This is a genomic window from Luteibacter sp. P4_D7_3 (assembly GCF_056401735.1).
Genome location: NZ_JBFUIT010000062.1, coordinates 1 through 16,189, shown reverse-complemented (window position 1 = coordinate 16,189; position 16,189 = coordinate 1). Strand labels below are relative to the sequence as shown.

Genomic DNA, 16,189 nt, shown 5'->3' with positions numbered 1-16,189 from the left:
GGCTCGATGACTGGGCCGACGGCCGCGACGTGCTGCGCGACGCCCGCGGCGGGGCTCCCGCCATGGCTGCGCCCGATCGTTGGCAGGCGGCGTTATGGCGGCGACTGCTGGACGACGTCGGTGCCGATGAAGCGGACGGCCACCGCGCTGCCGTGCACGCGCGCTTCCTGCGCGCGGTGACGGAGGCCACCGAGCGTCCGAAAGCGTTGCCACGCCGCATCGTGGTCTTCGGCATGTCGTCGCTGCCCAGGCAGACGCTTGAGGCACTGTCCGCGCTGGCGCGATGGTCCCAGGTGCTGCTGGTCGTGATGAATCCTTGCCGGCACTACTGGGCGGATATCGTCGACGATCGCGAGCTGCTGCGCGCGGAGCGTCGCCGACAGGCGGCGAAGCCGGGCATGCCCGTGGAGCTGTCGGACGACGACATGCATCTGCACGCCAATCCGCTGCTCGCCGCCTGGGGTAAACAGGGGCGCGACTACATCCGGCTTCTCGACGAGTTCGACCATCCCGAGAGCTATCGCGAACGATTCAACGCGTGGGATCAACGCATCGACCTGTTTGCCGAGCCTGCATCGACCCACCTGCTCGGACAGGTCCAGTCGGCCATTCTCGATCTCGAACCGTTGCCCGCCACGCCCCGGCCGATCGATGACGGCGATACGTCGATCGCCTTCCATGTAGCGCATGGGCCGCAGCGAGAAGTCGAGATCCTGCACGATCAGTTGCTGTCCCGATTCGAGGCGTCCGCGCAGGCGGGCGATCCCATCCTGCCGCGCGATGTCATCGTGATGGTGCCGGACATCGAAACCTATGGCCCGCACATCGACGCCGTTTTCGGTCGCGTGCCGCGTGACGATCCGCGGTTCATTCCTTACAGCGTGGCCGACCGCGCGGCTCGCGGCACGGTGCCTGTCGTCATGGCCCTCGATGTCCTGCTCGGCATGACGGAGTCGCGTTTCGGCGCGGGCGAGATGGCCGACCTGCTGGATGTCCCGGCGGTGCGCGAGCGTTTCGGGCTCGCCGAAGACGATCTGCCTTTGCTGCATCGATGGGTGGAAGGGGCGGGCATTCGCTGGGGTCTCGACGCCGCACAGCGTGCCTCGCTCGATCTGCCGGCCCTCGAACAGAACACCTGGGCTTTCGGGCTGCGCCGCATGCTTCTCGGCTACGCCGTCGGGGCGGGCGAGGCCTGGGGCGAGATCGAGCCTTACCCGGAGGTGGGTGGACTGGACGCCCGTCTGGTCGGGCCGTTGGCCGACGTGCTGGAGCGCCTCGGCGAGCACTGGCTGGCGCTGCGCGAGCCAGCACCCGCTACGGAGTGGGGCGTTCGGCTGCGCCGCCTGTTGCGGGACTTCTTCGAGCCAGCGGAGCCCGACGACGGCATGCGCATCGAGCGCCTGCTGGACGCACTCGACGCCTGGGAGCGTGCGTGCGTGGAGGCGGCGTTCGATGATGCCCTCCCGATCGAGGTGGTGCGGGAGGCGTGGCTCGGCCAGTTCGACCAGGGTGGGCTCTCCAAGCGGTTCCTCGCTGGTGCGGTGAGCTTCGGCACGCTGATGCCGATGCGCGCGATTCCGTTCCGCCTGGTCTGTCTGCTCGGCATGAATGACGGGGATTACCCACGCGCGCGCCCACCGATGGATTTCGACCTGATGTCGAGGCAGGGCGCATGGCGCCCGGGCGATCGCTCCCGTCGCGAAGACGATCGCTACCTGTTTCTCGAAGCGCTGCTTTCGGCGCGCGACGCGCTGCACATAGGCTGGGTCGGGCGCCGTGCGCGCGACAACGCCGAGCGTGCGCCGTCGGTGCTGGTGGGTCAGTTGCGCGACTATCTGGGCGCTGCCTGGCAAGGGCAGGGCGGCGCCGACCTCCTGCCCGCGGTCACGGTCGAGCATCCCCTGCAACCCTTTAGCAAGGCCTATTTTCGCGCGGACGACGCCCGGCTGTTCACCTATGCGAGCGAGTGGCGCCAGGCCCACGATGACATTCAGCGTGCTGTCGATGCGGACCTGGCCCCCGTCCTCGTGGATCGCCCGACCGGGCTGGGCGTGCTGCGCCGTTTCGTGCGTCATCCGGTGCGCGAATTCTTCCAGGCGCGCCTGGGTGTCCGCTTCGAAACGGCCGACACCGGCGGCGACGAGCGCGAGCCCTTCGCGGTGGACAGCCTGGGCCGGTTCGCCATGGCGGATACACTCCTTCGAGCTGCCCTGCGTAGTGAAGGCAGTGCCGTCGCAGCGATCGACGACGCGGCGGCGAAGCTGCAACGCAGCGGCGCCCTGCCGATGGGTGGATTCGCGGCACCGGTGCGCGCCGATCTCGAAGCGATCGCAGGCGCGGTTTACGGACGCTTCGTCGTGGAGCGGCGTGCGTGGCCGCACGAGGCGGGCAAGCGCGAGATCAGAATCGAGGTCGATGGCATGGCCATCGAAGACTGGCTGGCAGACCTTCGCGGCAACGACCAGGGGCAACTGGCGGCCTTCCTGCTGTCGCCGTCCAACGTGCTGGATGCCGACGGTGGGCCCCGCGCTCATCGCCTCGTCATGCCCTGGGTCGATCATCTCGTGGCGCAGGCTGCCGGTCTTGCCGTGGTCACGCGCTACATCGGGCCGGATGCCACGATCGTTCTCGAACCGCTTGCGGCTAACGACGCCATGGCGATGTTGCTCACGCTGGTGCGCGCCTGGCGCGAGGGCATGGCCAGGCCTCGGCCGGTCGCGGTGAAGACGGCGCTGGCGTGGCTCAACGCGCGCTCACCGGAGGAGGCGCCGCAGGCTGCGCGCGCCACGTATGAAGCCACTCACGAACGGACGTACGGCGAACTCGACGGCGATCCCTACCTGCTTCGCGCCTACCCTGATTTTGCTTCGTTGATGCAGGCTGGCTTTGCCGATTGCCTTGAACCTTATCGCGACTTCCTCGGCACCTTGCGCGTGGAGGTGTCATGAGCGTCGCGATGGAACCGCTGCGGCCACTGGTCATGCCGTTGTCGGGCATTCGCCTGATCGAAGCGAGCGCCGGCACGGGCAAGACCTGGACCATCGCCGCACTGTATGTACGCGCGGTGCTCGGTCATGGCATCGCCCAGCCCTTGCTGCCGCCGAACATCCTCGTGGTGACCTTTACCGAGGCGGCAACGCAGGAGCTGCGTGAGCGGATTCGCGCACGTCTGGTTGATGCGGCTCGTGCGTTTCGCGCTGGTGAGTCGGACGACGCGTTCCTCGCCGACTTGCTCGCCGCCTACCCGTCGACCGCGCATGCGGCGTGTGCGCGCCGTGTTGAGCTGGCCGCGCAATGGATGGACGAGGCCGCCATCTTCACTATCCACGGCTGGAGCCAGCGCATGCTGACCCAGCACGCGTTCGGAAGCGGTCACGCCTTCGTGCAGACACTCGAGCCTGACGAGAGCGAGCTCCTGGCCGATTGCGTGCGCGACTACTGGCGCCAGGCCTTCTATCCACTGGACACGCGGCAGGTGGCTGCGGTGCTGGCGGAATGGAAGACGCCCGATGCGCTGATCCAGACGTTACGGCCCCTCCTCTTCGGCGGTGAGACCACGTTGCGGGTCAACGGTGAGGCTCTGGATGCGACGGATGTCGCCGCTTTGTTTACGGCGCTGCGCGCATGGGAAGACGAGGACGCCCGCCGGCTCGCCGTCGCTCGCGACGCGTGGATGGGCGATGTCGAGCGCATCGAGGCCTTGCTGCGCGATGCCGTGCGGACCAAGGTACTGAAAAACAATATCCACCAGCCCGCCTCACTCGAACGCAACCTGGCCGGCGTGCGCCATTGGCTCGAGACCGGTGAGGCTGGCGCGGTCGATGTCGCCCGCTACGGATCGTCCCGGCTGGACGGTGCCGTCAGCAAGGGCAACGTCCGGCCGGAGCATCCCGCTTTTGGTGCCGTCGAGCACTGGAGCGAGTGGCAAGCGGGCAAGCCTGCGATTCGTTTTGCAATCCTGGCCGATGCCGTGGAGCGTGTTCGCGAGCGCTTCGCCGAGCAGAAGCGCCGGCGTGCCCAGATCGGCTTCGACGACCTGCTTGCGCGGCTCGATCGCGCGCTGGCGTCGACCTCGGGTGCCGAACTCGCCGAGACGATCCGTCGGCAGTACCCGCTCGCGCTGATCGACGAGTTTCAGGACACCGATCCACTGCAGTACCGTATCTTTCGGGCGGTGTACGCGCTCAACCCGGACGTGGGCCTGTTGCTCATCGGTGATCCGAAGCAGGCGATCTATGCCTTCCGCGGCGCCGATATCCACACGTATCTTTCCGCGCGAAGCGAAGCTGAGGCCCCGCACTACAGCCTCGACACTAATCACCGGTCGAGCGAGGGTATGGTCGCCGCCGTCAACGCGCTGTTCGCCCGGGCGGAAGATCACCCGACCGGCGCCTTCCACTTCGCTGACCGCGGATTGCCATTCAACCGGGTGCAGGCGCGTGGACGGGCCGAACGCTTCGTCGTCGATGGAACGGACCAGCCAGCCCTGCACGTCTGGCTGCTCGACGACGAGGTGCCGGTCGGTGTGCGGATGTACCGCGAGCAGATGGCCGAAGCGTGTGCGACCGAGATCGTTCGCCTGCTGGAAGGGGCAAAGCAGGGTGGCACGGGCTTCGCTCGCGAGGGGTCTGTCACGCCGCTGAAGCCCGCGGATATCGCCGTGCTCGTGCRCAGCCACAACGAGGCGTCGGAGATTCGATCTGCGCTTTCCGCGCGCCGCGTGCGCAGCGTTTTCCTGTCCGATCGCGACTCCGTGCTGGAGAGCATCGAGGCGCACGACACCCTGCTCTGGTTGCGTGCCGTCGCCGAGCCATCGTCGGACACCGCCATGCGAGCGGCGCTTGCCACGCGCACCCTGTTCCTGGGTTACGGCGAGCTCGAGCAACTGAATGTCGACGAACGCCACTGGGAGCGTCGCGGCCAGCAGCTCTTCGAGTTGCGCGAGACCTGGCGCCGTGCGGGTGTGCTGGCGATGCTGCATCGTTTTCTGCATGTTTTCGACCTGCCGGCGCGTCTGCTCGGTCAGGCCGGCGGCGAGCGCGCGCTGACCAACCTCCTGCATCTTGCCGAACTTCTCCAGCAGGCCGCCTCGACGATCGAGGGCGAGCAGGCGTTGATTCGTTACCTTGCCGAGCGTATCGAGGACACGGCCAGCCATACCGGCGAAGACCAGGTCGTTCGCCTGGAAAGCGACGACGATCTGGTCAAGGTCGTGACCATCCACAAATCCAAGGGCCTGGAATACCCGCTGGTGTTCCKTCCTTTCGTCTGCGCCAGCGGCGGTACGCGTCCGGGGCAGGGCTATCGATACCATGACGGAGTCGGTTCGCAGCTCGAGCTGCTTTCGTCAGGGCACGAAGCGGCAGGCGAGTCCGTGCGGCAGGCGAAGGACGCGGCCGAGCGTGCCGCCCTGCAGGAGGATCTGCGCCTGCTCTACGTGGCGATGACACGTGCACGCCACGCCAGCTGGCTGGGCGTGGCGCCGGTCTGCTACAACGCTGCAAAGAAGCCCCAGGTGCATCGGTCGGCTTTCGGCCACCTGCTCAGCGGCGGCCAGGACATCGACAACGGCGCCATCGAGGGCCTTCTGCGCGCCATGGCCCGGGACGAACCGGCGATCAGCATCGACTACATGCCGGCGCCGGACGAGCGCAGCTACGAAGCGCCGGTACGCGACGAACGGCCGCTGCCCGCGCGCACGGCCCGGCTGGCGAAAGCGGAGCCGTGGTGGATCGCGAGCTACAGCGCCCTGCGTTATGCGGATAGCGAAGCCGTCGCACCCGAGACGGCGACCGATGACGTCATTGTCGAGTACGCAGGCGAAGTGGCGGCCGCCTCCGTCGAGGCGGCGACGATCCACGCCTTCGAGCGTGGCGCGGAGGCGGGCACCTTCCTCCACGACCTTCTGGAATGGATGGCAGAGGAAGGCTTCGCCCAGATCGCGTCGGATCCGGAGCGCCTCCGCGACACCGTAGCCCGGCGCTGCGAACGTCGCGGCTGGGAGGCTTCCATCGACCTGCTCACCGACTGGCTGCTGGTGTTGCTACGCACGCCGCTGCCGGTGCCCGAGGGCGGTTCGTTCTCCCTGGGCTCGCTGGGTGACCCTTCGCGCTATCGCGCCGAGCTGGAATTTCTGTTCGAAGCGCGCCGRGTAGACACGCTGGCGCTCGATCGTATCGTTCGCGAGCACACGCTCGACGGGGCGCCGCGTCCGTCGCTCACGGCCGATCGCGTCAATGGCATGCTCAAGGGTTTCATCGATCTCATCGTCGAGCACGACGGTCGCTGGTACGTGGCCGATTACAAATCGAACTGGCTCGGCGTGGACGAGCTGGCCTATACGCCGGCAGCCATGCGGCACTCGATCCTCGATTCCCGTTACGAACTTCAGTACGCCCTGTACCTGCTTGCCCTGCATCGACTGTTGCGCTCGCGGCTGGGCCGTGCGTACGACTACGACACGCACGTGGGTGGGGCCATCTACATCTACCTGCGGGGCGCTGACGGAAACGGTCATGGCGTGCATGTGGAGCGCCCCGCACGCGCCATGATCGACGCGCTTGACGCACTCTTCGAAGGAGCGTCGGCATGAATGCGCAGCTGATGTCATGGCTCGATCGCGGCGTGCAGGAAGCGAAGCTTCGCTCGGTGGATCGTGCCTTCGCCAGATTTCTGTCGACCCTGGACGAGCATGGCGACGGGCGCGTCCTGATGGCGGCGGCGCTGGCCAGCCGCGAGCTGGGGGAAGGCCATATCTGTGTCGGTATCGAGGCACTTGCCGTCGTCGAGCCGGTGCTGGCCGATGCGGCGGCATGGTTGTCGGTATCGCCCCTGGTGGGTTCGTCGGAGGGCCCGCCGAACACGCCGCTCGTGCTCGACGGCGGCCTGCTCTACCTGCGTCGCTTCTGGCGCGACGAGGCGCGCGTCGCCGATGCCATCCTGTCGCGGCTCGCACCGTCCGACGTACCCGCCGATCTTGCGCAGGAGCTGGATCGTCTCTTCCCCGTCGAAGCCGGCGCGCTCAACTGGCAGAAGGTGGCTTGCGCCGTGGCGGCACGCGGGTCGTTCGCCGTCATCACGGGCGGTCCCGGCACAGGCAAGACCACCACGGTGGTGCGTTTGCTCGGCTTGCTGCAAACGCTCGCGCACCACCGCAACGAACCGCGCCTGCGTATCCGGCTCGCGGCACCGACCGGCAAGGCCGCGGCCCGGCTGAACGCTTCGATCGCCGGGCAGATCGAGCGGCTGGATGTGGATGTCGCGGTAAAGCAGGCGATTCCCGCCGAAGTGACTACCCTGCATCGTCTGCTGGGCAGTCGCCCGGATACGCGTTCCTTCAGGCACGACCGCGACAACCCGTTGCATCTGGATGTACTCGTCATCGACGAAGCGTCGATGATCGATCTGGAGATGATGGCCGCCACGCTCGATGCGCTGCCGCGCGATGCCCGATTGATCCTGCTCGGCGATAAGGATCAGCTGTCGTCGGTCGAAGCCGGTGCGGTACTCGGCGACCTTTGCGCGCGCGCGGATGCCGGTCACTACGATGTCGCCACGCGCGACTGGCTTACGGCGGTCTGCGGCGTCGACGTGAGCGAATGGACGGATCCTGACGATGCGCGATCGCTCGACCAGCGTGTCGTCATGTTGCGTCGAAGCAGGCGCTTCGGTGAAGACAGCGGTATCGGTGCGCTCGCACAGGCCATCAACGCCGGGGACGCCGTTGCGGTGACGCGCGCCTTCGCCAGCACACGCGGCGACATTGCTTTCGTTGCGCCGTCGGCCACATCGATTGCCACGCTGGCCGTCGACGGTCGCGCGGGGGCGCCCGGTCATCGCCATTATCTGGACTGGATCGAACGGGAGCGTCCCGCCATCGACGCTTCCTTCGAGGCATTCCAGCGATGGGGTGCGGGAGCGCTCACGGCTTACGCCCGGTTCCAGCTCCTTTGCGCCACACGCCACGGCGATGCCGGTGTGGACAGGCAGAACGAACTCATCGCGCAGGGTTTGCTCGACCGTGGGCTGATCGACGCGGTGGCAGGGTGGTACGAAGGGCGCCCGGTTATGGTCACGCGCAACGACTACGCGCTGGGCCTGATGAACGGCGACGTCGGCGTGACGCTATGGGTACCGGACGGGCAGGGCGGCATGGCATTGCGGGTCGCCTTCGCCGTGATGGACGACCAGGGTGGCGAGCGCATGCGCTTCGTCGTGCCCAGTCGTTTGTCTGCCGTGGATACGGTCTATGCCATGACAGTACATAAGTCACAGGGGTCGGAGTTCGAACACACGGCCCTGGCGTTGCCGCCAGAACCGTCACCGGTGCTGACGCGCGAGCTGGTCTATACAGGAGTGACGCGCGCGCGGACTCACTTCACGCTACTGGCCGCGCCGGACATCCTCGGCTATGCGGTCTCGCGGAAGACGCGGCGGGCCTCGGGGTTGCTTCGTCGGCTGATTTGACGCCACCACCCATTCAATCGACCCCGTAATAGTCCTTGAACCAGGCAGCAAACTTCCCCAGCCCCACATCGATCGACGTCGAAGGCGCATACCCCACATCACGCCGCAGCGCCGACACATCCGCCCATGTATCCGGCACATCGCCCGGCTGCATCGGCAGCAGCCGCTTCTCCACCGTACGGCCGAGGTGCTTCTCYAGCAGGCCGATGAAATCCAGCAGCTGCACGGGCTCATCGTTGCCAATGTTGTAGACGCGGTACGGCGCTGCCGAGCTGCCGGGGTTTGGCGCGACCGGATCGTACGAGGGATCCGGCGCGGCCGGACGATCGAGCGTGCGAATCACCCCTTCGACCACGTCGTCGACGTAGGTGAAGTCACGGCTGTGGTCGCCATGGTTGTACACGTCGATAGGCTCGCCCTTGACGATGCGGCTGGCGAAGAGGATCGGCGACATGTCCGGGCGGCCCCAGGGGCCATAGACCGTAAAAAAGCGCAGCCCCGTGGTCGGCAGGCCGAACAGGTGGCTGTATGTGTGGGCCATCAGCTCGTTGGACTTCTTCGTCGCGGCGTACAGGCTCACCGGGTGGTCCACGGCGTCCTCCACGGCGAACGGCATCTTGCGGTTGGCCCCGTAGACCGAGCTCGACGAGGCGTAGACCAGGTGCCCCACGGCATGTCGCCGGCATGCCTCGAGGATATTCACGAAACCCACCAGGTTGCTCTGCACATAAGCGTGCGGGTGGGTGAGCGAATAACGCACGCCGGCCTGGGCGGCGAGGTGGGCGACGCGCTCGGGCTGGAAGTCGGCGAAAGCGCGGTCGACGGCGGCCTGTTCGGCAAGGTCCGCCCGCACGTGCGTGTAGTGGGGGTGGTGCATGAAGCGGGCCACGCGAGCCTCTTTCAATGCCGGGTCGTAGTAGTCGTTGTGGTTGTCGAAGCCCAGTACGGTGTCGCCGCGGGCGAGCAGCCGCTCGGTGAGGTGGGAGCCGACGAAGCCGGCGCTGCCGGTAACCAGGATGCGCATGGAAGGACCTGCCAGGGAGCGATCCACCTAGTCTAACGGACGGCCGATTTGACACGGCAGCACGGCTGATCTAGCTTTTGCCCGATATCCACGCGACCAAGGTGGCCTGCGGTAACGCCGGCCGAGAGTGCGACATGCGGACTACGCGCCTCCCAACCTGATCCCACGCCACGTCTTCGTCGTCACCGAAGGGCGTATGGCGCCCTTTTTGTTTGTCCGGAATTTGCAACCATGATCCAGATCACGCTACCCGACGGCAGCCAGCGCCCGTTCGAGCATCCCGTTTCCGTGCAGGACGTTGCCGCCTCGATCGGCGCCGGCCTCGCCAAAGCCACCCTGGCCGGCAAGGTCGACGGCAAGCTGGTCGACGCCAGCTACACGATCGACCACGACGCCGCCCTCGAGATCGTCACCGAGAAGAGCCCCGAGGCGCTGGATATCCTCCGCCATTCCACGGCCCACCTGCTCGGTCAGGCCGTGCAGCGCCTGTTTCCGGGTGCGCAGGTGACCATCGGTCCGGTGATCGATAACGGCTTCTTCTACGACTTCGCCTACGAACGGCCGTTTACGCCGGACGACCTCGTCGTCATCGAGGCCGAGATGGAGAAGATCGTCAAGGAGCAGATTCCGGTCACCCGTTCGGTGAAGAGCCGCGACGAAGCCATCACGTTCTTTCGTGGGCTCGGCGAGGAGTACAAGGCACAGATCATCGAAGGTATCCCGGCGAACGAGGAGCTTTCCCTCTACACCCAGGGTGAGTTCACGGATCTCTGCCGTGGCCCGCATGTGTCCAACACGGGCAAGCTGCGCGCGTTCAAGCTGATGAAGGTCGCCGGTGCCTACTGGYGCGGCGATTCCAACAACGAGATGCTGACCCGTATCTACGGCACCTCGTGGCTGAACGACAAGGACCTCAAGGCCCATCTGCTTCAGCTGGAAGAAGCCGAAAAGCGTGATCACCGCCGCATCGGCAAGCAACTCGACCTGTTCCACATGCAGGAAGAAGCGCCGGGCATGGTGTTCTGGCACCCGAAGGGCTGGGCCATCTGGCAGGCTGTGGAGCAGTACGTGCGCGGTGTCTACCGCAGCAGCGGCTACAAGGAGGTCCGTGGTCCGCAGATCATGGACGTCAGCCTGTGGAAGAAGTCCGGTCACTGGGACAACTACCAGGAAAACATGTTCTTCACCGAGTCGGAGAAGCGCACTTATGCGCTCAAGCCGATGAACTGCCCGGGCCACATCCAGATATTCAACACCCACCTGCACAGCTACCGCGACCTGCCGATCCGCTACGGCGAGTTCGGCGGCTGCCACCGTAACGAGCCTTCGGGCGCGCTTCACGGCATCATGCGGGTGCGCGCGTTCACCCAGGACGACGGCCACATCTTCTGTACGCCGGCCCAGATCGAAGATGAGGTCGCGGCGTTCCACGCCCAGGCGATGAAGGTCTATGCCGACTTCGGTTTTGACGACATCGCCATGAAGATCGCCCTGCGTCCGGAAAAGCGCATCGGTGCGGACGAGGTCTGGGACAAGGCCGAGCACGCCCTGCGTGCCGCCCTGTCGGCAGCCGGCGTGGCATGGGAGGAGCTGCCGGGTGAGGGCGCCTTCTACGGCCCGAAGATCGAGTACCACATGAAGGACTCGATCGGTCGCGCCTGGCAGGTCGGTACCATGCAGGTCGATTTCATGATGCCCGAGCGCCTTGGCGCCGAGTACGTGGACGAGAACTCACAGCGCCAGCATCCTGTCATGCTGCACCGGGCCATCGTCGGTTCGATGGAGCGTTTCATTGGTATCCTGATCGAACACCACGCGGGCTTGCTTCCGCCCTGGCTTGCCCCCATTCAGGCAGTAGTGTTCAGCATCACCGACGCACAGGCCGATTATGTGCGCGAAGTCACCCAAACCCTTGTCGGACAAGGCTTCAGGGTAGAGGCCGATTTGCGCAACGAGAAAGTCGGATATAAAATCAGGGAGCATACGTTGCAGAAGGTCCCTTATCTCATCGTGGTCGGCGACCGCGAGAAGGAAACGGGCACCATTTCCGTACGTACCCGTGGCGGAGAGGACCTCGGCAGCATGCCGGTGGCCCAGTTCGTCGAAAAGCTGAAGGCCGAGACGCAGCGCTGATCGCTCGCGTCCGGCACCTGGTTCAATCTTCTGGAGGATAGCGGTATCGCTACGACCGATAACAAGGGTAATCGCAAGAACAAAGACATCCGTGTCCCGCAGGTCCGCGTGCTTGGCGCGGAAGGCGAGCAGCTCGGAATCATGCGGACGGATGACGCCATCAAGGCCGCTGAAGAGCTGGGCATGGACCTGGTCGAAATCCAGCCGAACGGCGATCCGCCGGTCTGCAAGATCATGGATTACGGCAAGTTCAAGTTCGAAGCCCAGAAGAAGGCCTCGGCTGCCAAGAAGAAGCAGAAGCAGGTCGAAATCAAGGAAGTGAAGTTCCGCCCCGTCACTGACGAAGGCGACTACCAGATCAAGCTCCGCAAGATGCGCGAGTTCCTTGAGGAAGGCGACAAGGTCAAGGTCACGATCCGCTTCCGCGGCCGCGAAATGTCCCATCAGGACCTCGGCCAGAACCTGGCCCGCCGGGTTCAGGGCGATATCGGCGAAGACGGCGTGGTGGAGTCGTTCCCCCGTCTCGAAGGCCGCCAGATGGTCATGATGATCGGCCCGAAGAAGAAGATCTGATCCACCCCGGAAGCGGCGCCCCTTGTGGGAGCCGCTTCAGCGGCGATTCCGCGGCAGCGGGCCACAGCCACGGCGAGCACCCATTCGCCGATGAATCAGCTCCCACAAAGAGCCATCGGGCCTATTCAGGCGCGATAGGCACCACTGGCGCAGCCCTTCACGTTTCGGTATCATCGCCGGCTCGGCCCGTATGGATAGGCCGAACCACCGTACCCGGCAGGAAGGAAAGTGCGTTGCCCCTGGGCACGCCGCCGGAACAGTCAGCAACCCGAATACGGAGCATTCCGATGCCCAAGATCAAGACCAACCGGGCGGCAGCGAAGCGTTTTCGCAAGACCGCATCTGGCAAGTTCAAGGCTGGTCACGCCTTCAAGTCGCACATCCTGACGAAGAAGTCGACCAAGCGTAAGCGCGGCCTGCGCGCTCCCAACCACGTGAAAGCCTGCGACACCAAGAGTGTGGCTCGCATGCTGCCGTATCTTTAAGGGAGGGTTGAACCATGGCTCGTGTTAAGCGTGGCGTTACCGCCCGTCGTCGTCATAAGAAAGTCATCGGCCGTGCAAAGGGCTATTACAACGCCCGTCGCAAGGTCTTCCGCGTAGCCAACCAGGCCGTCATCAAGGCTGGTCAGTACGCCTACATCGGCCGCAAGCAGCGCAAGCGTCAGTTCCGCGCCCTGTGGATCGTCCGTATCAATGCCGCCGCTCGTCAGTTCGGCCTGTCGTACAGCCGCCTGATCAATGGCCTGGCCAAGGCTGAGATCGCCGTCGACCGCAAGGTCCTCGCTGACCTCGCCGTGCACGACATCAAGGCATTTGGCGTGATCGCAGAGAAGGCCAAGGCCCATCTGGCTGCGTAATCCGCTTTACCACGCGTCGTAGCGATACGGCGCGATGATGGATAACGTGGGGAGAAGGCCTGGCCTTCTCCCCATTTTTTTTCCCCGTCAGGAACACCGATGGAATCGATCGAGCATATCGACGCGTCCCTGCGCGACATCGAAGCCGCATCCTCGCTCGAGGCACTCGACGCCGTTCGCGTCGGCCTGCTGGGCAAGAATGGTGCGGTCACCGCGGCGCTGAAGGCGCTGGGCCAGCTGTCCGGCGACGAGCGCAAGGCGCGCGGCGCGGAGGTGAACCGGGTCAAGGAACGCCTGACCGACGCCATTGCCGCTCGCAAGCAGTCCCTGGAGCAGGCCGAGCTGGATCGTCGCCTCGCCTCCGAGCGCATCGACGTGACCCTGCCGGGCCGCGACGGTGAGTACGGCGGCATCCACCCGATTACTCGCGCCCTCGAGCGCATCGCCGATATTTTCGGCCGCCTCGGCTACCAGCGTGCCGACGGTCCCGAGATCGAGGACGACTGGCACAACTTCGAGGCGCTCAACTTCCCGCCGCATCATCCTGCGCGCGCGATGCACGACACCTTCTATTTCGGTGACGGGCGTCTTCTGCGTACCCACACCTCGCCGGTGCAGATCCGCAGCATGCAGGGCCGGCAGCCGCCGATCCGCATCATCGCGCCGGGCAAGGTCTATCGCAGCGATTCGGACCAGACGCATTCGCCGATGTTCCACCAGATCGAAGGCCTGCTGGTCGACGAGACTTCGAGTTTCGCCGATCTGAAGGGCACGCTGGCCGAATTCATCCGCGCGTTCTTCGAGCGCGATTTCGAGATGCGTTTCCGTCCGAGCTACTTCCCCTTCACCGAGCCCTCGGCCGAAGTGGACATCCGCTGGGATGCCGAAGATGGCACCGAACGCTGGCTCGAAGTCCTCGGTTGCGGCATGGTCCATCCGACCGTGCTGAAGAATTGCGGCATCGATCCGGAACGTTATACGGGCTTCGCTTTCGGCCTCGGCGTAGAGCGCTTCGCCATGCTGCGTTACGGCGTGGGCGACCTGCGCGCCTTCTTCGAGAACGACCTGCGCTTCCTGCGCCAGTTCGCCTGATAGCCCTCGACCCCACGTTAACGAGTCGCTCCCATGAAATTCTCTGAAAACTGGCTGCGTGAACTGGTTGCCATCGACGCGGATCGCGCGACGCTGGTCCACGCACTGACGATGGCCGGCCTTGAAGTCGAAGAGGTCACCCCGCTGGGCGAGCACCTCGACGGCGTCGTCGTCGCCGAGATCGTCGAGGCGGTGAAGCATCCCGAAGCCGATCGCCTGCAGGTGTGCAAGGTGGACGCGGGGCAGGGCGAGTTCCTGCAGATCGTCTGCGGTGCGCCGAATGCGCGCGTGGGCATCCGCGTGCCGCTGGCGAAAGTGGGCGCAAAGCTTCCGGGCAACATCGACATCAAGGCAGCGAAACTGCGTGGTGTCGATTCCTTCGGCATGCTCTGTTCGGCGAAGGAGCTCCTCATCGACGCCGATGCATCGGGCCTGCTGGAACTGCCGGCGGACGCCGTGATCGGTCAGCCGCTCGCCGAGTACCTTGGTCTGCCCGATGCCAGCATCGAACTGAAGGTCACACCGAACCGCCCGGACGTGCTCGGCCTCAACGGCCTGGCGCACGACGTCGCCGCGCTGTTCGGTAGCCGCGTCAAGACCATCGGCAGCGCCGCGGCGCCGGTCACCGCCAGCGCCGCTCGCGACGTCCGCCTGGAAGCGGGAGCCGATGCGCCCCGCTACCTCGGCCGCATCATCGAATGTGTCGACGCCAGCGTGTCGTCCCCGCTGTGGATGGCTGAGCGCCTGCGTCGCGCCGGTATCCGTCCGATCAGCGCCATCGTCGACATCACGCAGTACGTGATGCTGGAGCTTGGCCATCCGTTGCACGCGTTCGACAACGATAAGCTCTCCGGCGCCATCATCGTGCGCCATGCGGGGCAGGGTGAAAGCCTCAAGTTGCTCGATGGGCGCGACGTGAAGCTCGATCCCTCCTTCGTGGTCATCGCGGACGAGGCGAACGCACTGGCCCTCGGCGGCATCATGGGCGGCTTCGACTCTCGCGTGACCGACACCACGCGCACCGTCTTTCTCGAGGCCGCGCACTTCGCGCCGGCGGCGATCATGGGTCGCGCGCGCAAGCTCGGCATGCATACGGATGCCTCGCATCGCTACGAGCGTGGCGTCGATCCAGCGCTGCCCAGGCGTGCTATCGAGCGCGCGACCGAACTGCTGCTGCAGATCGCCGGCGGCAGCGCGGGCCCGGTCACCGTGGCCGAGCGCCTCGAAGACCTGCCCAGCCATCCGCCGGTGATGCTGCGCCATGCCCGTCTCCGCCGCCTGCTTGGCATCGACGTGGCAGGCAGTGAGGTCACCCGCATCTTTACCGCCCTCGGCATGCATGTGGTCGAACTCGCGGACGGCTGGGAAGTCACGCCGCCGAGCAGCCGTTTCGATATCGAACGCGAGGAGGACCTCATCGAGGAGGTCGCGCGCATTCATGGCTACGACCGCATTCCGACGCACATCCCGGCCGGGCAGATTGCCTTGCAGTCCGAGCCGGAAGCGCGCCTGAGCGAGATGGCCTTGCGCGACCAGATTGCCGCGCGCGGTTACTTCGAAGCAGTGACGCTGTCCTTCGTCAATGCCGACCTGCTTACCACCTGGGGTGTCGATAAGGACTGGGTGCCCTTGGCCAACCCGCTTTCGGCAGATCTGGCCGTCATGCGCACCTCGTTGCTGCCGGGCCTGATCGAAGCACTGCGTCATAACCGCGCACGTCAGCAAGAGCGTGTGCGCCTGTTCGAAGTGGCCCGTAGCTTTCATGCCACGGGTGGCGCACCCGACGAAGTCGGCCGTGTCGCGGTGGTCGCCAGTGGCGCCGCGCGCGCCGAGCAGTGGGGCGAGCCGACCCGTCCGGTCGATTTCTTCGATCTCAAGGGCGACCTCGATGCGTTGATCGCCCACACCGGCGAGCCGCAGCGCTGGTCGGTCGACACCCATGATCTGCCGTCTTGGTTGCATCCCGGCCGCGGCGCGCGTGTCCTCCGTGACGGCCAGCCAGCGGGTTTCCTGGGTGCACTGCATCCGGCACTGGCCAAGGC

10 protein-coding genes are annotated in these 16,189 nt (G+C 65.7%); 9 read left to right on the top strand and 1 reads right to left on the bottom strand.

Going from position 1 to position 16,189, the window contains the following annotated elements; all coding sequences use genetic code 11:
• From recC to recD, 3 genes are all read left to right on the top strand, one after another.
• A partial coding sequence (recC, locus tag AC1DSN_RS08410; protein WP_477330295.1) for an exodeoxyribonuclease V subunit gamma occupies nucleotides 1-2,948 on the top strand: 2,948 nt, incomplete at its 5' end.
• A complete protein-coding gene (gene recB, locus AC1DSN_RS08405; protein ID WP_477330293.1) occupies nucleotides 2,945-6,592 on the top strand; it encodes an exodeoxyribonuclease V subunit beta in 3,648 nt (1,215 codons plus the stop codon). The genes recC and recB, both read left to right, overlap by 4 nt.
• Nucleotides 6,589-8,466 (top strand): exodeoxyribonuclease V subunit alpha, encoded by a 1,878-nt coding sequence (gene recD, locus AC1DSN_RS08400; protein ID WP_477330291.1) that lies wholly within the window; start codon nucleotides 6,589-6,591, stop codon nucleotides 8,464-8,466. Before recB ends, recD begins: the two co-directional genes overlap by 4 nt.
• A gap of 13 nt (nucleotides 8,467-8,479) precedes the next feature.
• On the opposite strand, the gene AC1DSN_RS08395 is transcribed toward recD, so the two are convergent.
• Complete coding sequence (locus AC1DSN_RS08395; protein ID WP_477296346.1) at nucleotides 8,480-9,490, bottom strand: NAD-dependent epimerase; 1,011 nt, start codon at nucleotides 9,488-9,490, stop codon at nucleotides 8,480-8,482.
• A gap of 231 nt (nucleotides 9,491-9,721) precedes the next feature.
• Between AC1DSN_RS08395 and thrS the strand changes: the two genes are divergently transcribed.
• The 6 genes from thrS to pheT form a co-directional block, all read left to right on the top strand.
• Nucleotides 9,722-11,623 carry a threonine--tRNA ligase gene (gene thrS, locus AC1DSN_RS08390; protein WP_477330289.1) on the top strand — a complete coding sequence of 634 codons (1,902 nt, stop codon included), beginning with the start codon at nucleotides 9,722-9,724 and terminating at the stop codon, nucleotides 11,621-11,623.
• 30 nt (nucleotides 11,624-11,653) lie between these two features.
• Nucleotides 11,654-12,196 (top strand): translation initiation factor IF-3, encoded by a 543-nt coding sequence (infC, locus tag AC1DSN_RS08385; RefSeq protein ID WP_477297240.1) that lies wholly within the window; start codon nucleotides 11,654-11,656, stop codon nucleotides 12,194-12,196.
• Between the two features lie 287 nt (nucleotides 12,197-12,483).
• The gene (rpmI, locus tag AC1DSN_RS08380) at nucleotides 12,484-12,681 is read left to right on the top strand and encodes a 50S ribosomal protein L35 (RefSeq protein ID WP_046966439.1); all 198 of its coding nucleotides are present in this window, start codon (nucleotides 12,484-12,486) and stop codon (nucleotides 12,679-12,681) included.
• 14 nt (nucleotides 12,682-12,695) lie between these two features.
• The gene (rplT, locus tag AC1DSN_RS08375) at nucleotides 12,696-13,055 is read left to right on the top strand and encodes a 50S ribosomal protein L20 (RefSeq protein WP_063571988.1); all 360 of its coding nucleotides are present in this window, start codon (nucleotides 12,696-12,698) and stop codon (nucleotides 13,053-13,055) included.
• 99 nt (nucleotides 13,056-13,154) lie between these two features.
• Entirely contained in the window at nucleotides 13,155-14,147 is a 993-nt protein-coding gene (gene pheS, locus AC1DSN_RS08370) for a phenylalanine--tRNA ligase subunit alpha (protein ID WP_477297238.1), read from the top strand.
• Nucleotides 14,148-14,180: 33 nt separating this feature from the next.
• Nucleotides 14,181-16,189: phenylalanine--tRNA ligase subunit beta (gene pheT / locus AC1DSN_RS08365; RefSeq protein ID WP_477330287.1), on the top strand; the 2,009-nt coding region annotated here is incomplete at its 3' end.